The sequence below is a fragment of the Rhodococcus sp. YH3-3 genome, assembly GCF_001653035.1.
GTDB lineage: Bacteria > Actinomycetota > Actinomycetes > Mycobacteriales > Mycobacteriaceae > Rhodococcus_F > Rhodococcus_F qingshengii.
The window spans coordinates 821087-840572 of the sequence record NZ_BCWH01000001.1 but is presented as its reverse complement, the minus strand read 5'-3'; the positions used below and the strand labels follow the sequence as shown (position 1 = coordinate 840572).

Below are 19486 nucleotides of genomic sequence, written 5' to 3'. Positions count from 1 at the left end.
GTTCCTGCTTTCTCGAATAGGCGGCAGATTCAGCGATCTGCCGAGAGGACGAGCGCACTGTGCGGGACGGGAGAGCCGCCGGTCACGAGCACGTTGTCCAGAGTTTTGGTCGGTTGATTGGTGGAGGTGCCGCGGATCAGGCGAACACCTTCGGCAATACCGTTGACGCCGTGGATGTATCCCTCACCGAGTTGACCGCCGTGGGTGTTGATCGGCAGGCGACCGTCCAGCTCGAGATTGCCGTCGGCGATGAAGTCTTTTGCCTCGCCCCGACCGCAGAATCCGTACTCCTCGAGTTGAAGCAGAACCATCGGGGTGAAAGCGTCGTAGAGAATTGCGGCATCGATGTCGTCCGGCCCGATACCGGCCTGGTCCCACAGTTGGCGCGCCACGAGTTCGACTTCCGGCATGCTGTCGATGTCGTCGCGGTAGTAGCTGCTCATCGAAATCTGTTGCGGACCTACACCTTGCGCAGCGCCACTGATGACCGCAGGTTTGTGCGGCAGGTCGCGGGCGCGCTCCGCACTGACGATGACCAGCGCCTGTCCGCCGTCACTTTCCTGGCAGCAGTCGAGCAGGCGGATGGGATCGGCGATCATGCGTGAGTTCTGATGGTCCTCGATAGTGATCGGGCGTTCGTAGAACCAGGCCTTGGGGTTGTTCGCCGCATGCTTGCGTGAGAGGACCGAGATCTGGCCGAAGTCGGCGCTTGTTGCCCCGTACTTGTGCATGTACAGCTTGGCGAGGAAGGCTTCCTGCTGCGCCGGGGTCAGAAGCCCGTACGGGTTGATCCAGTTCCGATACTCCTGGTCCGTCGACGCGTTGTACGCAAAAGGTGGCGGGCCGGCGCCGAATCGGTGACCTGATCTTTCGTTGAAGGCACGGTAGACGACCACAACGTCGGCAACTCCGCTGGAGACGGCAAGCGCTGCTTGTTGAACCGGTGCGCAGGCACCGCCGCCGCCGTGTGGAATTCGACTGAAGAACGTCAATTCCGGGATCCCGAGGGCGCGTGCGACCGCAATCTCGGGATTGTTCTCCATGGTGAACAGCGCAAATCCGTTCACCTCTTCTGCCTCGATGTGAGCGTCGTCGAGTGCGGCGATCACGGATTCGCACGCCAACTGCCATTCGCTACGGCCGGAGTTCTTGGAGAACTCGGTTGCGCCGATTCCGGCGATGGCTGCTTGCCTCGAAAATCCTCGTGTCATGCGATTACCCTTTCCACCGGTTCGAGAGTCACGTCGGCCGTCACGTGTGTTCCACGGGCGTTTTTCCCGAGAACCGTCACGGTGAGCGCCCGGCCGTCTGTGGCGGTGACCTCGCCGGTGAATGTCATGGTGTCTCCGGGAAAGTTCGGAACACCAAGCCGTAGTGATGTTTTGACGATCCGTGATGCCGGGCCGGACCAGTCGGTGATATAGCGGTCGATGAGCCCGTTGGTGGTGTTGATGCTCATGAAGATGTCGGGAGTTCCGCGATCCTGGGCCTTGCCCGGATCGTGATGCACGTCCTCGAAATCCTGAGAAGAGATCGCAGTGGCGACGATCAGCGTTCGATCCAACGGCAATTCGAGGCTGGGGAGGACCGAACCCACTTCGCAGTCAATCAGTTTCGTCATTGCACCGAACCCCGTCGCCTCAGTTGCGGCAGCATCTCGCCGTGAGCGTGCTCGGAGAAGGTCACTTCGAGTTCCAAGCCGAAGTCGAGTTCCTCGTGATCGATCCCCGCGATGTCGGCAACCAGACGCGTGCCTTCTTCGAGATCGACGAGTCCGACGGCGAGTGGGTACTCGAAAGCAGGATCCTTCGGGTGATGGATGACCGTGAAGCTGTGCAACGTGCATCGCCGCGTGGATTCGACTGTGTCCCAACTGAACGAGCGGCATTCCGGGCACGCGGGTGCGGGTGGGTGGCGCAGAGTCTTGCAATCCGCACACCGTTGGATCTCGAGGCGACCCTCTTTGGCCGCAGAGAAGAAGAAATCGTTGTCGTCGGTGACGGTCAGTCTCGGAACAGCGGTGTTGCGGGAGCCAGTCTCGCTCATGCGATTACCTCCTGGACTTCGAGTTGAGTATCTGTCTGGGCATCTGGTTTGAACCTGAGCAATCGAAAGCGCTCTTCGACCAACGTCTTTCCGTCCTGGTCGACGTACTCCTTGAACAGAGTGATGAAGCACCCGTGACCGAGGGCAGTCTGTTTGAACGGCGAGATCGCTTCGATGGTGAAATGCGCGGTGACGTGGTCTCCGGGGCTCAGCTCCGCGAAATACTCCTGCTCGACGTTGGTCGCGACAACGGACGTGTATCCGGCCTCGTCCAACAACGCCAGCAGTCGTGAATACGCGAAGTCCTCGGAGGCTCCGTCGGCACGAAGTTGCTGGACCTGCCGATAACGTCGGTAACCCGCCATCACCCAGGTCGAAATCATGGCGGGCGGACAGACGACGTCTCGACGGCCGGTACTGCGGGCGGCCTCGGCGTCGACGTAGATCGGGTTGCGGTCGTCGTGTGCCTCGACCCAGTTGCGGATCATCGCCTCGTTGACCGCGTAGCGAGCGACCCGGGCTGGTTCGGCCTCTGTGCCGATGAAATTCGGAAATTGCGTCTGCAGGCTCTGCACTGAAATCCTCCGTGAACGAAAGTTGAGCAAGCGCTTGATTCTGAAGCTAGCATAGGAATCTGGAAGTGGAAACACGCGATCTCACCGACGAATTGGTTCGAGCCGGAGCTATCGGGCAGGATTGCGCTACGTTCGACGCCGGCAGCCCGGCACCCCCGAAACCCTGCCCTGAGCAGGACCGACAACCAGTGGAGATTTCAGTGGCATCACCAGATCGTCGGGAGAAGATCCTGGAGAGCTCAGCCGAGCTGTTTGCCAGAAAGGGTGTCGCCACCACGACCGTTCGCGAGATCGGCGACGCCGCCGGTGTGTTCTCGGGCAGCCTCTACCACTACTTCAAGTCGAAGAATGCGATAGTTGCCGAGCTCATGCGCGGCTTCATCACCGACATTCAGCTCCGCTTCGATCAGGTGGAGAAGACGGCAAACGACCCCGAGGAAGTCCTGCGCGGCTTGATCCGCGAGACGCTGGTCGTCATCGAACTACACCCGCACCCGACGGCGATCTACCAGAACGATCGGGCTTATCTTCGCGACAACGATCTCCTGCAATCCGTCGACGGGCCTTCCCGCCAAGTCCGCGAGCATTGGATGAAAGCGATTGCCGAAGGCGTCGATCAGGGAATCTTCCGCAAAGACGTGGCACCGGAAATTTTCTATCGATCGGTACGAGACACCTTGTGGTCGACAACGCATTGGCCGGATCGCCAGAAGTACACCACCGACGAGTTCGCGGATCTGATGATCACGCTCTTCCTCTCGGGATTCAGGGTCGCCTGACCAGATCCGGCAAATCCAGATGTTTCGGGGTTCGTCCCTGCGGCAACAGGATCGACACCGCGAACACGACCACCGCGCAGCCCGCGCACACCAGGTAGGCGACGGAGAATCCGGTCCACGACGTGGAATGTTCCGAACCGCTGATCACGAATGCTGCGAGAATGGTTGCCACCGTCGCACTGCAGATCGTGCTTCCGGACGTCCGCAGAAGTGAGTTCACCCCGTTGGCAGCCGCCAGTCGCTGACGAGGTACGGCAACCAGAATCAGCAGCGAGAGCGTGCTGTACACGATGGCAGTCCCGACCGCTGTGATACCCAGTGCTGCAACCACTCCCCACAGCGGCTTACCGGCAACGGCGTGAATCCCGTACCCCCCGGCGAGGAACACGGCGCCGGTCAACATCGCGGTCCGTGAACCGAAGCGGTCGGTGATACGCACCGCAACCGGTGAGAACAGCACCATCGCGATACTCGCCGGAATCTGGCAGAGCGCTGCCGCGATGATCGACAGGCCGTACCCGGCACCCGGCCCCTTCATCCCCTGCAGCAGTTGTGTCGTGATCAGCGTGTTCCCGAAAAACGCGAACCCGACCAGCAGAGCCGCCAGATGCGGGATCAACACCGCACGTTTCACGAGAGCACGGACGTCGACCAGCGGATTGACGTTGCGCCGCTGTTGAATTACCCAGAGCGTGAACAGCACCGCCGACGCGGCCAGCATGGAGATCACCGCTCCACTGGTCCACCCCCAACTCGACCCCTGAGTGATCGGCACAAGCAGAGCAATCATCGCGGCGCTCAGACCAACCGCCCCGACGCCGTCGAATCTTCCCGACGGATTCGGCTCGGACTCTCGAATGAACAGCACCGCAGCAAGAGTCACGGACAGCCCGATGGCGGTGGTTACCCAGAACAGGACGTGCCAATTCGAGTACTGCGCGATCATCGCGGAAAACGGTATGCCCAAAGCGGTTCCGACGCCGAGCGTCGAACTCATCATGGCCACTGCGCCGTTGACCTTGTTCCGTGGCAATTCGTCACGCAGCATGGAGATTCCGATGGGGATGACTGCCGACCCGGCCCCCTGCAACGCTCTCGCGAAGATGAGTACAGCGATGTCCGACGACAGCGCACACAACATCGAGCCGAGAGTCATCATCGAGAAAGCAACCAGAAGCATCTTCTTCTTGCCGAACATGTCGGCGAGTCGACCGAAGATGGGAGTGACGACAGCGCCGACCAGCAACGTGACGGTCACCAGCCAGGACACGGCCGTGCGTCCAGCGCCGGTGAAGTGCGGCAACTCCGGCAGCAGTGGAACGATGACCGTCTGCAGAACAGCCTGGAACACTGCGGCGGCGACAACGATGGGGAACAGGAAGCGGGAGCGCGGCTGCGCGAGTCCCGCATCGGAGGTGGTGACTGCAGGCGTGCCCGGCGGACGGTCGAGCGTCGTCACCCCACACCGCCTGTTCTCACTAGGTAAATATCCGTTCACCTACATTAGGTGAACGGATATTTACCTAGCAAGAATTGTGACGCCGCTCACCCGTCGAGCAGCTTTTGCACCAGCGGTGCGTACAGCGCAACCACCTCGTCCTGGGTGCCGGTGGCATGGCCGGCCATCATCCGTCGGCGCATGATCGCCACTCCGACCACCATCGACATCGCCAGTTCCGCGCGCAATCTCGCGTCGGGGCCGGACAGGCGAGCGGCGAGGGTGTCGATCATCTGCGTCGAATAGTTCTCGCGCAGCTTGCGGTTGCTCTCTTCACTGACGCCGCTCATGAACAACAAGCTCATGGACAGCGGCTTGTACGACTCCAACGGCTTGGTGAACAGCGAGACCATGCGCTCGCCGAGCGAGTCGTTCGGGGCATCGAAGACCGTGACCGCCGCTGCCCGGAAGTCGACCAACTCGTCGTACAACTGCTCTTTGGAACCGAAGTACTTGATGATCAGAGGCGCGCTGACGCCTGCGTCTTCGGCGATGTCCTTGAGCGTGATTTCGCGGTACGGCCGAGTCGCGAATGCTTTCCCGGCCGACGCGATGATCTGCGCACGCGTCTGCTCGGACGTACGACGCACCTGCTGACCTTGCTCCGTGCCGCTCATCAAGCGTTCCGCGACAATTCACGACGGCCGGACAATGCGCGACCCAGCGTCAACTCGTCTGCGAATTCGAGATCGCCACCCATCGGAAGACCCGAAGCCAACCGAGACACCGTCAGCCCCGGAATGTCTCGCATCATGCGAACGAGATAGGTAGCTGTCGCCTCACCCTCGGTGTTGGGGTCGGTGGCGATGATGACCTCGGACACGTCGACGCCGTCCTCCTGATTTGCGATGCGAGCCAACAACTCCCGGATACGCAACTGGTCAGGCCCGATCCCCGAGAGCGGATTGAGCGCACCGCCGAGCACGTGATAACGACCCTTGAACTCACGGGTGCGCTCGACGGCCTGGACGTCCTTCGGTTCCTCCACGACGCAGATCACCGTGCGATCGCGACGTGCGTCGGCGCAGATGCGGCACTTCTCCTGATCGGAGACAGTTCCGCACACCGTGCAGAACTGAACGCCGTCACGGATGCGCTGCAATGCATTTTTCAAACGGTCGATCTCGGGAGGCTCCACGGAGAGCAGGTGAAAAGCGATGCGTTGAGCGCTCTTCGGCCCGACTCCGGGAAGCTTCCCGAGTTCGTCGATCAGATCCTGAACCGGACCTTCGTACACGCGTTCTCGTTTCTAGAAGCCGGGGAGACCGGGAAGGCCTCCGCCGAGTCCGCCGGCCAACGGGCCGAGCTTCTCAGCAGCGACTTCCTGTGCCTTGCGCGAAGCGTCCTCGATCGCGCCGATCACCAGATCCTGCAGCGTCTCGACATCTTCGGGGTCGACGACCTTGGGATCGATCTGCAGACCGACAACCTCGCCGGTGCCCTTGACAGTGGCGACAACCAGTCCGCCACCGGCCTGACCGGTCACTTCGGCCTGAGCCATTTCCTGCTGCGCCGCCATCAATTGCTGCTGCATCTGCTGAGCCTGAGCCAACAGAGCAGACATGTCGGGTGCTCCACCTGGTTGCACGAGCGGTCCTTTCTACAGAGTTATCCCCACCAGCGTAGTCGGTGCGCGCTACCGTGAGCGGGTGCGCCGGAACCAGTCAGACACCGTAAAACCGTCAAGAGGGTCAAACATGGCATCACGTGTGTTCCGCTCCACTGCCCTGATCGCCGTGGTCGGGGCCGGGCTTCTGAGCGCTGCGTGCACGATTCCGACCGAGACTGCCGAGGCCACGACTTCGGTCGAGGTGTCTCCGCTGAGCACTGTCGCCGCTGACGTCCCCGCTGCGCTCACCGGCAAGGTCGTCTTCCTCGATCCCGGGCACAGCGGGGCGAACGACGACAGCATCAACACCCAGGTCCCCACGGGCCGCGGCGGCACCAAGAACTGCCAGACCACCGGCACCAACACCGATGCCGGGTTCCCCGAGCACACCTTCAACTGGGAAGTCGCGAGCCTGGTCAAGAGCGAACTCGAAGGCCAAGGCGCCACAGTGGTCCTGAGTCGACCGGACGACATCAGCGTCGGATCTTGCGTCGACGCACGCGCCGAAGCTGCCAATTCCTCCGGCGCCGACGTAGTGGTGAGCATTCACGCGGACGGCGCAGCAGCCGGAGCCGAGGGCTTCCACGTCTGCTACTCCGCGCCCCCGCTGAACGCGGTGCAGGCCGGCCCGTCCGTCACCTTTGCCGAAACCATGCGCGACTCACTCGTCACAGCCGGGCTCACCCCGTCGACCTACATCGGTGACGACGGGCTGGCACCACGCGCCGATCTGACGGGACTCAATCTGTCGCAGCGGCCGTCGATTCTGGTCGAACTCGGCAACATGCGAAATGCCGACGAGGCAGCGCGCATGACGAGCCCGGACGGTCAGCAGGAATATGCGTCCGCCGTCACCAGCGGAGTCACGGCCTTCCTCACAACCCCCTGACCTGTCTTCTGTGGAGAAATTCCACTTGTCCACAGGTATGTCGGCACCGCCGAAGTAGCCCGCTCACCTGGATACGGTTCTGCCATGGGGCCGATACTTCAGGTAGATTTCGCTGCTCTGCAGCAACTTTCGGCTGATCTGTCTCGAATCGCGGATCAGATCTCGGGGATCGATTCCGCCGGCCCGATTTTCGAAGCCGCGGCGGCCCTGAACTCGTCCGCTGTCGCGGCTGTGTCGACTGGGAATGCCGGCGTCATCGCCGACGCGTACCGGCACCTGGCTACGCAATTGGGACTCATGGCGTCGGGAACCGCTGCCGCAGCACGTCTGTACGACGCTGCCGAGGGCGAAGTGGTGTCCGAACTGCGCGGAGCCTACTGATGCAGCCCACCGTCTCTCAGCTTCGAACGTGGTCACCGGAGAAATTGCGCACAAGCGCTTCGGAACTGATCGACATCGACCGGCAGATCGAAGTCCTCGGCAATGACGCCGGACGCAGCATCGACGCCGTCCGCGAATTCTGGCAGGGACAAGCGTCGAGCGCAGCCGCAGTGCAGTGGTCTGGCATCTCGCTTTCCTCGTCGCGGCTGTCGATTGCAGTTCGCGTAGTTGCGGATCTGTATGCCGGAGCGTCCAATACGATCGGTGCGGCGCGAAAATCAGTTCTGGACCTGGTCGAGGAGGCGACTCTCGAACACGGCTTGACGGTGTCAGACAGTGGAGCGGTATCGGCACCTGAGACGAAGCAGCCGTGGAATCTGGCCGACGCCATGCAAGATTCCGAAAACGACACGGCTGCAAAGGTTTTTCAGCAGAAGATCTCCACTGCATTGACGGCACTCGACGACGAAGACAACCGGGCCGCGACTGCTCTGGGTGCGGCATTCCGAGAGATCGGATCACTCCTTGGCAATCAGCCTGATCGCCTCGACCGCACTGTCCTCGACATCCTCGACGGGAGGTCGACACTCCCCGGGACACCAACGGAGCTACACCGACTCTGGGAATCGCTCACGCCCAACGAGAAAGACGCGTTGGCGAGGTGGGATCCGTCCATCGGTAGCCGGGACGGCCTTCCCGCTCTGGACCGGGACTACTACAACCGGCGGTACCTCTCTGCGCTCGAGCAGTTGCCGGATCGAACGGTAGCTGCCGGATACACGGCCGTGCGCGGCGAACTTCGACCGGACACGTTCCTTCTCTCGGTCACGGATGGGCATGCCGTCGTGGCAGTCGGTAATCCCGATGCCGCCGGCAACGTCGCAACACTGGTTCCCGGAACCGGCTCCGGGCTGTCGGGCGTCGGCGGAGACCTGCAACGAACCAAGGCCATGTACGACGCGGCGGTCAGGGCGGCGCCAACGGAAGCCACATCAGTGATCCTGTGGTCCGGATACGACGCTCCCCCAGGCATTCCCGACGCAGCCTCGGATCGGTACGCCACCTCCGCAGCGCCGAGGCTCGACAGCTTCCAGGACGGGTTACGAACCTCGCATGACGGCCCGCCTTCGCACAACGTGGTGATCGGTCATTCCTACGGCAGCACCGTCATCGGTGCTGCGACTACCCGTGGCGCTTCTCTCGACGTCGACGAACTGGTTTTTGTCGCAAGCCCCGGCGTCGATGCCGAGCGCGTGAACGAACTGAGCCTGGACGGCGTCGACTCGGCCGAGATGGCTCACCATGTTCATTCGACGACGGCCTTCTGGGATCCGGTCCAATTGATCCCCAAGATCCTCGGAGTCCACGGGTTCGACCCGTCGGATCCGGAATTCGGCGCGCAGGTATTCACCGGATCTCCCGGGGAGCCTGGGTTCGGAGTTCACAGCGATTACTGGGAAAGCGGAAACCCCGCACTCACCGAATTGGGGCGGATCATTACCGGCCCGTGAAAGAAAGCGCCGTACCGGTGAAGGTACGACGCCATCTCGGTGATGCAGGATCGGTTAGACGAGTTCGCGCTTGAGGTTGTCCAGGACCTGGGCCTGGATGCGCTGCAGACCCTTCGGAGCGAACGTGCGCTCGAAGAAGCCGCCGATACCGGTGGCACCCTGCCACTGGGTGAGCGTCGTCACCGTCGTTCCGGTGCCGTTGGGGGCAACGGTCCAGGTGGTGACGAGGCTGGAGTTCGCGTCCTTCTCGGTGATGACGTTGCCGTCGACCGTCACTGTCGCCTTGACGTTGCGCGAGCGCTTTTCCGTCGCCTTGAGCGTCCACTGCGCGACGGTTCCGTCACCCTGGCCACCTTCGACGACCTTGTAGTCGAGGTACTGCTCGGACAGGATTCGCGGGCGAACCGTCTCGTAGTCCGAGAGCGCCGCGAGCACCTTGTCGGGTGCTGCTGTGACGACTGTCGAACTCATTGCATTGACCTGACCCATATGCCCTACGTCTCCTTGCTCGACCAACGCGGCTCGATACCGCGAATGACTACCCGAATCCGCACCTCGAACTGCGCAGATATTCCTTTCCATACTGCCTGCTGCGCCCGGGTATCTCGACCATCTACCCATTCCGTGTGAGCTGGTTCACCACTCGGAGCATTTACCGAGTTCGATTGCAACAACTCGATCAAATTCGGGCATTAATACCCCTCCGGATAGCTTGCACACGCAACTACCGATAGCGTCAGGGTGTGACTCTCTCGTTCAATGGGGTAGTTCAGAAGTTAGATCGAATCCGGACAAAGCAAGGCCCGGGTTCCGATGCTGCGCGTGAAATGGGGTTCGAGCAGCACAGAGAAGGCGTCGAACGCCTACTCGCGTCATACCGCGCCATTCCCGCCGATGCTTCTGTACGCCTGGCAAAGAAGACATCCAATCTGTTCCGCGCTCGCGCCAAGACGTCGGCCCCCGGCCTCGACGTCAGCGGTCTGGCAGGTGTCATCGCCGTCGATGCGCAGGCGCGCACAGCCGACGTCGCCGGCATGTGCACGTATGAGGACCTCGTCGACGCGACGCTGCCCTACGGGCTGGCGCCCCTGGTCGTGCCTCAACTCAAGACCATCACCCTGGGCGGTGCGGTGACCGGCCTGGGCATCGAGTCCACCTCGTTCCGCAACGGCCTGCCGCACGAGTCGGTACTCGAAATCGACGTACTGACCGGAAGCGGCGAGATCATCACCGCAACACCGGACGGCGAACACGCCGAACTGTTCTTCGGTTTTCCCAATTCCTACGGCACCCTTGGCTATTCGACGCGATTGAAGATCGCACTCGAACCCGTCAAGAAGTACGTCGCCTTGCGCCACGTGCGCTTCGATTCGTTGAAGAAACTCGAAGAAACGATGGATCGCATCGTCACCGAACGCGAGTACGACGGGATCGCCGTCGACTATCTCGACGGGGTGGTCTTCACCGATTCCGAGAGCTACCTCACACTCGGCGTGCAAACCGACGAGGAAGGCCCGGTCAGCGATTACACCGACCAGGACATCTTCTACCGGTCGATCCAGCATTCGTCACTCACCCAGCCCAAGACGGATCGCTTGACCATTCGCGACTACCTGTGGCGCTGGGACACCGACTGGTTCTGGTGCTCACGAGCTTTCGGTGCACAGAACCCGAAGATCCGGCGCTTCTGGCCCAAGCAGTACCTGCGCAGCAGCTTCTACTGGAAGCTGATCGCCCTCGACCACAAGTACGACATCGGAGATCGCCTCGAAAAGCGCAAGGGCAAGCCCCCGCGCGAACGCGTCGTCCAGGACGTCGAGGTACCCATCGAACGAACCGCGGACTTCGTCTCGTGGTTCCTCGAGGAAATCCCGATCGAACCACTGTGGTTGTGCCCGTTGCGTCTTCGCGAGCCAAGCCCTGCCGCCGCTTCTGCATCACGGCCGTGGCCCCTCTACCCCCTCGAACCCAAGCGCACCTACGTCAACATCGGCTTCTGGTCTTCGGTGCCGATCGTTCCCGGTGAGCGCGAGGGGGCAGCAAATCGACTGATCGAAGAAAAGGTCAGCGATTTCGACGGACACAAATCGCTCTACTCCGACTCCTACTACTCGAAGGAAGACTTCGAGGAGCTGTACTACGGCGGCGACCGGTACATCGGACTCAAGGAACGCTACGACCCGAAATCCCGTTTATTGGATCTATTCTCTAAGGCGGTGCAACGTAAATGACCACGTTCAAAGACTCCAAAAGCCAGGACAAGCTCTCTATTGCCGAGATTCTCGAGACGCTTTCCGACGGCATGCTGCCGCTTCGATTCACCGCGTACGACGGCAGCACCGCCGGCCCCGAAGATGCCGACTACGGACTGCACCTCAAGTCGACTCGCGGAACCACTTATCTCGCAACGGCGCCCGGCGATCTCGGCATGGCCCGCGCGTACGTCTCCGGCGATCTCGAAGCCGAGGGTGTCCACCCCGGTGATCCGTACGAGATCCTGCGCATCATGGGTGACGAACTCCACCTCAAGCGCCCGTCCGCACTGACGCTCGCCAGCATCACGCGCTCCCTGGGCTGGGATCTGTTGCGGCCCATCGCCCCGCCGCCCCAGGAACATCTCCCACGGTGGCGTCGCGTCGCAGAAGGACTGCGTCACTCCAAGACTCGTGACGCCGAAGTCATCCATCACCACTACGACGTCTCCAACACCTTCTACGAGTACGTCCTCGGCCCGTCCATGACGTACACCTGTGCCGCTTACGACAATGCGGAACAGACGCTCGAAGAAGCCCAGGAGAACAAGTACCGCCTGGTGTTCGAGAAGCTCGGACTCCAGAAGGGTGATCGACTTCTCGACATCGGCTGCGGCTGGGGCTCGATGGTCCGCTACGCGGCCAGGCGCGGCGTCAAGGTGATCGGCGTGACTCTCTCTCGCGAGCAAGCGGATTGGGCACAGAAGGCCATCGAGGACGAGGGCCTCGCCGATCTCGCCCAGGTCCGTTTCTCCGACTACCGCGACGTGGCCGAGACCGGATTCGACGCAGTGTCCTCCATCGGCCTGACCGAGCACATCGGCGTCGGAAACTACCCGGCGTACTTCGAGTTTCTCAAGGGCAAGCTGCGTGAGGGTGGGCGTCTGCTCAACCACTGCATCACCCGTCCGGACAATCGAAGCAGCGCCAAGGCAGGCGGATTCATCGACCGGTACGTCTTCCCCGACGGGGAGCTCACCGGTTCGGGTCGCATCATCTCCGAGATCCAGAACGTCGGCCTCGAGGTGCGTCACGAAGAGAACCTTCGCGAGCACTACGCACTGACGCTCGCCGGATGGTGCCAGAATCTCGTCGACAACTGGGACGCGTGCGTCGCCGAGGTCGGCGAAGGAACCGCCCGCGTCTGGGGCCTGTACATGGCCGGCTCACGACTCGGGTTCGAGCGCAATGTCGTTCAGCTGCACCAGGTTCTGGCCGTCAAGCTAGGCCCCAAGGGTGAGGCGCATGTGCCGCTTCGCCCGTGGTGGAAGGCCTAGGGGCAAAGCCCCTGTGCGCCTTTTTGGTAGTCGGCACTACCAAAAAGGCGCACAGGTGCCGCAGGCACCCGACTGCGTCCTCACCCAGCCTCCCCGCCGCAAGACCGTCTCCACCTCGTGCGCAACCTGGCACGGGGTCTTCATCACCTCGTCGAATCCGTAGACCAACCGCGGACGACCTGCCAGCTCTGCCGCATTGTCACGGCGGCGATCACGGAATGCCACCTCGGCCATGGAATGCGCCCACCGACCGTCGAGACGCACGATCAGCGGCACACCGAATTCGCTGTAGTCGCAATCCTCGTACAGCGTGCGGCCGTCGACGCGGACCGGAGACTGGCGTCTGGCCGACGGCAACCCGTGCGCCTGCTCCACGTCGACCGCATAGTGGTATTCGAGCGTTGACTGCACCCCGTCTGCCAGGAGGCGTACCGCATCGGAAAGCGCACCCTTGAATCGATGTGGTGTTCGTTCGTCAATCCGACGACGCACATCGTTCAACGGAATTCGCGCATTTGTCACTGTGGTGATGAGTGAAACGTAGGCGCTTCGCGCTGTGGATTCGGCGGTCGCAAGATCAATCGCGGTATCCGCCCGCGACGTTCGAGGTATGACTGACGGCACGCCGATGTATCGGTGGGCTCGGGATCGGTGGACGACTACCCCGGGGTGAACCACGCCACCCACTCTGACAAGTGCACCCGACGTTCGCGCTGGAACTCGGCGGATTGTCGCGGACTGACAGCGAGCCGACTTGCCGTAGGGCACGGTGACATGGACTGGCTTGTCTGCGTCGATGCGACGCATTCCCCATTCCTCAGCTGCAGTGTCGTGGCTCAGAATCGCTTGCGGGCCACCATAAAGCCAAGCGGCGTTCAAGATCATTTCTCTGGTGAGCGGGCCAGCGGTCACTGCATACACGCCTTGTAGAACGCGCTGCCATTCGCCGCGGTCCAGAAAGTTCCGCAGCATCCCTCGGTTGTATCCGAATGACGAGAGTTGCTGTTGCCGTACCAGACCGGATTGCGCATCGAGAATCCGGAGAAACTCGCTTCCACCATGAGACGTAGTCATGGCACCAAGCGTCAGGCCGAACTCCGACAGGACTGACGTGAAATTCGCTGTCGGAGTTCGTCTGTGGATAACTCACCAGCTGGGGATAAACCCCTGTGCGCCTTTTTGGTAGCCGTAACTACCAAAAAGGCGCACGGGGGCTATGCCCCTAGCGAAGCCGGCGGGGTGAACCGCGGGCCGTACTGCGCAGCGAGTTCCTTTGCGCGAGCGACGAAGCCGGCCGTGCCGCCCTCGTAACCGACGATGAACTGGTGAACGCCACCGGTCCAGGCCGGGAATCCGATACCCATGATGGAGCCGATGTTGGCGTCCGCCGTGGTGATCAGGACGTTCTCGTCGAAGCACTTCTGCGTCTCGATCGCCTCGATGAACAGCATGCGGTCGATGAGGTCCTGGATCGGAGCATCGGAGGTTCCGGAGTTGAAGTTCTCGCGGAGTCCGGACCACAGGCCGGTGCGCTTGCCCTCGGCGTAATCGTAGAAGCCGGCTCCACCGAGCTTGCCCTTACGATCGAACTTCTCGACGAGGGTGTTGATGACCTCGCCGGCCGGATCTGCCGGCAGTTCCTTGCCCTCGGCCTTGGCGGCGTCGGCAGATTCCTTGCGGATCTTCTGCATGAGGGTGAGGTTGAGCTCATCCGAAAGCTGAAGCGGCGCAGCCGGGTAACCGGCCTGCATACCGGCCTGCTCGATGGTGGCGGGCTCGACACCCTCGGCGAGCATGCCGATGGCCTCGTTGATGAAGGTTCCGATGACACGCGAGGTGAAGAAGCCACGCGAGTCGTTGACCACGATCGGCGTCTTGCGGATCGCCTGGACGTAGTCGAACACGCGAGCCAGAGTCTCGTCGGAGGTCTTCTCACCGCGGATGATCTCCACCAGCGGCATCTTGTCGACGGGCGAGAAGAAGTGGATGCCGATGAAGTCTTCCTGACGCTTCACGCCGGTGGCGAGACCCGTGATGGGCAGCGTCGAGGTGTTCGAGCCCAGCAGCGCCTTGGGATCGACGATGTCCTCGATCTCCTGGAACACCTTGTGCTTGAGTTCCTGGCTCTCGAAGACTGCTTCGATGACGAAGTCGACGCCGGCGAAATCTGCCGGGTCAGCCGTCGGGGTGATCTTGGCGAGGAGTGCGTCGGACTTCTCCTGCGTGGTCTTGCCGCGCGAGAGCGCCTTGGCCTCAATGCCTTCGGCGTACGCCTTGCCCTTGTTGGCAGCCTCGATGCTGACGTCCTTGAGGACGACGTCGAAGCCGGCCTTCGCGGAGACGTACGCGATGCCCGCGCCCATCATGCCTGCGCCGAGGACGCCGACCTTCTTGATGGTGGACTTCTCGATGCCTGCCGGACGTGAACCGCCGCCGTTGATCGACTGCAGGTCGAAGAAGAACGCCTGGATCATGTTCTTCGCGACGCGGCCGGTCACCAGCGAGGTGAAGTAGCGAGCCTCGATGAGCAGCGCGTTGTCGATGTCGACCTGCGAACCCTCGACGGCTGCGGCCATGATGGCGCGCGGAGCCGGCATCGGAGCGCCCTTGAGCTGCTTACGCAGGTTCGCGGGGAACGCCGGAAGGTTGGCAGCGAATGCCGGAGTGGACGGAGTTCCGCCAGGGATCTTGTAGCCCTTGACATCCCACGGCTGAACGCCGCCTTCGGGGTTGGCCTTGATCCATGCCTTCGCAGCCGGAACCAGTTCTTCTACCGAGCCGACGACCTCGTCGATGAGGCCGACTTCCTTGGCCTGAACGGGTCCACGCTGCTGCCCCTGGAGCAGGACGCCCATGAGCGCGTTCTGCAGGCCGAGCATCCGCACGGTGCGCACGACGCCGCCGCCGCCGGGCAGCAGGCCGAGGGTGACCTCGGGCAGGCCGATCTTGACGCCCTTGACGTCTGCCGCGATGCGGTGGTGGGTCGCGAGAGCGATCTCGAGGCCACCGCCGAGCGCCGCACCGTTGATGGCGGCGACGACCGGCTTGCCGAGAGTTTCGAGACGACGCAGGTCTGCCTTGATCTCGACGCTGTGGTTGTAGATCTCCTCGGCCTGCTCGGGGCCGACCTTGATCATGTTCTTGAGGTCGCCACCGGCGAAGAAGGTCTTCTTGCCGGAAGTGATGACGGCACCGGTGATGGAGTCCTTCTCGGCGACCAGACGGTCGACGGTGGCCTTCATCGACGCGATGTACGCGTCGTTCATGGTGTTTGCGCCCTGGTTGGGATCGTTGATGGTGAGCACGACGATGCCGTCGGCGTCCTGGTCCCAGTTGATGATGTTCTGATCAGTCACTTTGCTTGACTCCTGGTAAGCCTCGTTGGAAGGACGGACGCCGCGTCAGACGCGCTCGATGATGGTGGCAACGCCCATACCGCCGCCGATGCACAGGGTGATGAGGGCGCGCTTGCCGCCACGACGCTCGAGCTCGTCGACCATCGTTCCGGTGATCATCGCGCCGGTTGCACCGAGCGGGTGACCCATGGCGATCGCGCCACCGTTGACGTTGAGCTTCTCGTCCGGGATGTTCAGGTCCTTCTGGAACTTCAGGACGACGGAAGCGAATGCCTCGTTGATCTCGAAGAGGTCGATGTCGTCGACCGTCAGGCCGGCAGCTGCCAGAACCTTCTTCGACGCCGGCGTCGGGCCGGTGAGCATGATGGTGGAGTCGGCGCCGCTGGTGGCGGTGGCGACGACGCGAGCGCGCGGCGTCAGACCCATGTCCTTGCCGGCCTGCTCGCTACCGACGAGCACGAGGGCAGCGCCGTCGACGATTCCCGAGCTGTTGCCGCCGTGGTGAACGTGGTTGATCTTCTCGACCCAGTGGTACTTCTGCAGCGACACGGCGTCGAATCCGCCGATTTCACCGATCACACCGAACGCGGGAGCCAAGCCGGCGAGGTTCTCTGCCGTGGTGCCCGGACGCATGTGCTCGTCGTTGTCGAGGATGGTGATGCCGTTGATGTCCTTGACCGGCACTACCGACTTGGCGAAGTATCCGCCGGTCCACGCCTTGGCGGCGAGGTCCTGCGAGCGCACGGCGTATGCGTCGACGTCGTCACGCGAGAAGCCCTCGATGGTGGCGATGAGGTCTGCGCCGACGCCCTGCGGCACGAAGTAGTTGTCGTAGTTGGTGGCGGGGTCGAGTGCCCACGGTCCACCGTCGGATCCCATCGGAACGCGGGACATCGACTCGACGCCACCGGCGATCACCAGTTCGTCCCAGCCGGACCGAACCTTCTGAGCAGCCATGTTCACGGCCTCGAGGCCGGAAGCGCAAAAACGGTTGAGCTGAACGCCGCCGACGGTGTCGGGCAGTCCCGCATCGTTGACTGCAACGCGGGCGATGTCCATTCCCTGATCGCCAACGGGGGTGACGACGCCCAGGATGAGGTCGGAGATCCGGTCCTCGTCGAGGTCGGGAAAGCGCACGCGCAGTTCCTGGATCAGACCCGTGACCAGCGAGATCGGCTTGACCGAGTGCAACGACCCGGTCTTCTTGCCGCGGCCTCGCGGGGTACGGATGGCTTCATAAATGAATGCCTCTGTGGTCACTGTGAGGTGTTCCTTCCGTGTAATTCGTCGAACCGGTCTGCAGATCGTCCGCGCCACCTTCGGTGGTGGCGCATGGCCGAGGTACAGACCTCAGCCCTTTCACTGTAGAACGTGTTCCAAATTCATGGGAAGGACCGAAGCGATCCTGCTAGGTGACCGAGGTGATCAGGTGCGCGAACGCCTGCCCGCTTCGGTTCATTTCGGGTGCGCCCCCGGAAGCACTCACGGCACGATGCGATACGGCAACATCATGTCGTGATCTTCGTGATCGAGTAGATGGCAATGCCACACGTATCCCTGGAGTCGACCAGAATCAGCCATATCGTGGCGCCCACCGCCCGTCATCCCACTACCCGTCATCACACCGCTCGGAAGACGATCGAACATCGCGTCGGGATCGAAACCCAGCTCATCCGCGGTGGGGAATCGCACGATGATCCGGGTGACAGTGCCGCCGTCCACCCTGACGGTGTCCTTCATCCCCGCTTCCCACGGCGCCGGCGCGATCATCGGCCCCGCCTCGAACCCGTCGGGCGACGGAGTCCACTTGTTGCCGATCACCGGCTGCGGATGGCGGATCAAGTACTCCAGCGTCCGCATCGGTGTTCTGCCGAGAATCCGGAAATTCACCAAGTGCAGGTGTATCGGATGCGGGTCCGGCGTGGTGTTGACGATGTTCCACTGCTCGACGGTGCCTTGCCGCGGCCTCTCGACGTCCGTGGTGCTGAACGTCAGGTTGTTCAACGTCATCTGAGCCGGTGGATTCCGCAGTTCCAGTTGCTGGCTCACCGTCACCGTGCGAATTACCGTCGGCTGCTCCAACGGGGCGAGAACGTCACGTTGCCGGCGCCCACCGCGCAGTTGCGACGGAACACCACCGGTGAATCCGCGCCTGGCGTCACCGCGGAACCGGCAGAACAGCGGCATAGTCACTTCACCGATGACAGCGGCGGGTAGCGGGGGCGCCTCGTCGTTGCGAAGCTCCACCGTCGAACCCTCCGACAGTCCGGTGAAATCGACGAGGAGGTCGTACCGCTCCCCCGGTGCGCAGCGGAAGGCATTGACCGCGACGGGTGCGTCGAGCATTCCGGCGTCGTTGCCGATGACCCAGAACGTCATCATGTTCGAGAAGTGAAGATTCCACACACTTGCCGACGCCGCATTGACGATGCGGAAGCGGTAAAGGCCCCGAGCCACAGACAGTTCCGGCCACACCTTGCCGTTGACCAAGCCGACGTCGCCCACCGCGCCGCCTTCCCACGATCCTTCCGGGATCAAGATGGTGGATCGGCCGTTCTGGGCGCCTGTCGGCGTGAAGATCTTCTCCTGCAGGATCAACGGGATCTCGAATTCCTCGGCCGGCAACCCCAACGGATTTCCCAGTTCGCCGGTGTCGAATTCATCCCTGATCAGATAGTTGCCGATCAGACCGGCGTAGACGTTGAGCCGGGTGATGCCCATCGCGTGATCGTGATACCAGAGGTGGGCGGCTTCCTGACCGTGCAAAAAGTGATGCATCGCAGCCTGTCCCGGCATCACCAGCAGTTCCGGGTGGCCGTCGCTCTCAGGTGAAGTGACTCCACCGTGCAAGTGCAACGACGTCGGCGGGTGCGCACGAAAGTCGGCCTGCATTCCGTGCAGCGTCATATCCATGTCCGCTGCCAACGGATGTCCGGTCAGATCGTTCTCGAACGTCAACATGATCGGCTCGCCGGAATGCGCCTCGACGGTAGGGCCCAGATAACCGCCACCGATCTCTCCGCTGCGGTACGACAGTGCTGGGTACGAGGGAAAATCCCGATGAAAGGCATGTTGCCCCACTTGCGCTGTCAGTGTGATCTCGTTTCCGGAAAGCGTTGACAACGAATGTAGTTCGTCACAGAACGGCTCGAACTCCGGCGAATGAAAAATCAACGGAGACTCGATATCCACACTCCCCGCCGGAGCAGCACCTGCCTTTGCACCCAAAGCAACAGCCGCTGTGCCGACTACCGACCCTTTCAGAACCGATCTTCTGGAAACCCCGATACCCATACATTCCCCTCCCCATCGA

General features: G+C 62.2%; 19 protein-coding genes. 6 read left to right on the top strand and 13 right to left on the bottom strand.

Annotated features, from left to right (window positions below):
* Positions 1-29 precede the first annotated feature (29 nt).
* Genes YH3_RS03985 through YH3_RS03970 form a run of 4 tightly spaced genes read right to left on the bottom strand, consistent with a single transcriptional unit; the run spans position 30 to position 2621 of the window.
* Positions 30-1211, bottom strand: a complete 1182-nt coding sequence (locus YH3_RS03985; RefSeq protein WP_030535711.1) for a lipid-transfer protein — start codon at positions 1209-1211, stop codon at positions 30-32.
* The gene (locus tag YH3_RS03980; RefSeq protein ID WP_047271582.1) at positions 1208-1621 is read right to left on the bottom strand and encodes an acyl dehydratase; all 414 of its coding nucleotides are present in this window, start codon (positions 1619-1621) and stop codon (positions 1208-1210) included. Before YH3_RS03980 ends, YH3_RS03985 begins: the two co-directional genes overlap by 4 nt.
* Positions 1618-2046: a Zn-ribbon domain-containing OB-fold protein gene (locus tag YH3_RS03975; RefSeq protein WP_058227088.1), complete on the bottom strand. Its 429-nt coding sequence runs from the start codon at positions 2044-2046 to the stop codon at positions 1618-1620. The genes YH3_RS03980 and YH3_RS03975 overlap by 4 nt, the downstream gene beginning before the upstream one ends.
* Positions 2043-2621, bottom strand: coding sequence for a MaoC family dehydratase N-terminal domain-containing protein (locus tag YH3_RS03970; RefSeq protein ID WP_064443013.1), 579 nt, complete (start codon positions 2619-2621; stop codon positions 2043-2045). The genes YH3_RS03975 and YH3_RS03970 overlap by 4 nt, the downstream gene beginning before the upstream one ends.
* Positions 2622-2686: 65 nt before the next feature.
* On the opposite strand from YH3_RS03970, the gene YH3_RS03965 reads away from it, so the two are divergent.
* Positions 2687-3400: a TetR/AcrR family transcriptional regulator gene (locus YH3_RS03965; protein ID WP_175280092.1), complete on the top strand. Its 714-nt coding sequence runs from the start codon at positions 2687-2689 to the stop codon at positions 3398-3400.
* Here the strand turns inward: YH3_RS03965 and YH3_RS03960 are convergent.
* From YH3_RS03960 to YH3_RS03945, 4 genes are all read right to left on the bottom strand, one after another.
* Positions 3387-4859: an MFS transporter gene (locus tag YH3_RS03960; protein ID WP_007731537.1), complete on the bottom strand. Its 1473-nt coding sequence runs from the start codon at positions 4857-4859 to the stop codon at positions 3387-3389. The genes YH3_RS03965 and YH3_RS03960 overlap by 14 nt on opposite strands.
* An 86-nt stretch (positions 4860-4945) precedes the next feature.
* Entirely contained in the window at positions 4946-5515 is a 570-nt protein-coding gene (locus YH3_RS03955) for a TetR/AcrR family transcriptional regulator (protein ID WP_007731538.1), read from the bottom strand.
* Positions 5515-6135, bottom strand: a complete 621-nt coding sequence (recR, locus tag YH3_RS03950; RefSeq protein ID WP_003943917.1) for a recombination mediator RecR — start codon at positions 6133-6135, stop codon at positions 5515-5517. The genes YH3_RS03955 and recR overlap by 1 nt, the downstream gene beginning before the upstream one ends.
* A 12-nt stretch (positions 6136-6147) precedes the next feature.
* Positions 6148-6486 carry a YbaB/EbfC family nucleoid-associated protein gene (locus YH3_RS03945; protein WP_003943929.1) on the bottom strand — a complete coding sequence of 113 codons (339 nt, stop codon included), beginning with the start codon at positions 6484-6486 and terminating at the stop codon, positions 6148-6150.
* A 109-nt stretch (positions 6487-6595) separates the two neighbouring features.
* On the opposite strand from YH3_RS03945, the gene YH3_RS03940 reads away from it, so the two are divergent.
* The 3 genes from YH3_RS03940 to YH3_RS03930 all read left to right on the top strand — a co-directional run bounded on the left by YH3_RS03940 (position 6596) and on the right by YH3_RS03930 (position 9288).
* A complete protein-coding gene (locus YH3_RS03940) occupies positions 6596-7396 on the top strand; it encodes an Rv3717 family N-acetylmuramoyl-L-alanine amidase (protein ID WP_003943843.1) in 801 nt (266 codons plus the stop codon).
* An 84-nt stretch (positions 7397-7480) separates the two neighbouring features.
* Entirely contained in the window at positions 7481-7777 is a 297-nt protein-coding gene (locus tag YH3_RS03935; RefSeq protein WP_021332904.1) for a hypothetical protein, read from the top strand.
* Positions 7777-9288, top strand: coding sequence for an alpha/beta hydrolase (locus tag YH3_RS03930; RefSeq protein ID WP_030535718.1), 1512 nt, complete (start codon positions 7777-7779; stop codon positions 9286-9288). The genes YH3_RS03935 and YH3_RS03930 overlap by 1 nt, the downstream gene beginning before the upstream one ends.
* A 54-nt stretch (positions 9289-9342) precedes the next feature.
* Here YH3_RS03930 and YH3_RS03925 read toward each other — a convergent pair whose 3' ends face one another.
* Positions 9343-9777, bottom strand: coding sequence for an SRPBCC family protein (locus YH3_RS03925; protein WP_003943959.1), 435 nt, complete (start codon positions 9775-9777; stop codon positions 9343-9345).
* 338 nt (positions 9778-10115) lie between these two features.
* On the opposite strand from YH3_RS03925, the gene YH3_RS03920 reads away from it, so the two are divergent.
* On the top strand, positions 10116-11519 hold the full coding sequence (locus YH3_RS03920; RefSeq protein WP_007731548.1) for an FAD-binding oxidoreductase: 1404 nt from the start codon (positions 10116-10118) through the stop codon (positions 11517-11519).
* Positions 11516-12817 (top strand): class I SAM-dependent methyltransferase, encoded by a 1302-nt coding sequence (locus YH3_RS03915; protein WP_003943932.1) that lies wholly within the window; start codon positions 11516-11518, stop codon positions 12815-12817. The genes YH3_RS03920 and YH3_RS03915 overlap by 4 nt, the downstream gene beginning before the upstream one ends.
* Positions 12818-12853: 36 nt before the next feature.
* Here the strand turns inward: YH3_RS03915 and YH3_RS03910 are convergent, their stop codons facing one another.
* From YH3_RS03910 to YH3_RS03895, 4 genes are all read right to left on the bottom strand, one after another.
* On the bottom strand, positions 12854-13891 hold the full coding sequence (locus YH3_RS03910) for a type IV toxin-antitoxin system AbiEi family antitoxin domain-containing protein (RefSeq protein ID WP_058227083.1): 1038 nt from the start codon (positions 13889-13891) through the stop codon (positions 12854-12856).
* A 140-nt stretch (positions 13892-14031) separates the two neighbouring features.
* Positions 14032-16173: a 3-hydroxyacyl-CoA dehydrogenase NAD-binding domain-containing protein gene (locus YH3_RS03905; protein ID WP_003943799.1), complete on the bottom strand. Its 2142-nt coding sequence runs from the start codon at positions 16171-16173 to the stop codon at positions 14032-14034.
* 45 nt (positions 16174-16218) lie between these two features.
* Entirely contained in the window at positions 16219-17433 is a 1215-nt protein-coding gene (locus tag YH3_RS03900) for an acetyl-CoA C-acetyltransferase (RefSeq protein ID WP_007731553.1), read from the bottom strand.
* 222 nt (positions 17434-17655) lie between these two features.
* Positions 17656-19467, bottom strand: a complete 1812-nt coding sequence (locus YH3_RS03895; RefSeq protein ID WP_064443012.1) for a multicopper oxidase family protein — start codon at positions 19465-19467, stop codon at positions 17656-17658.
* Positions 19468-19486: the final 19 nt, after the last annotated feature.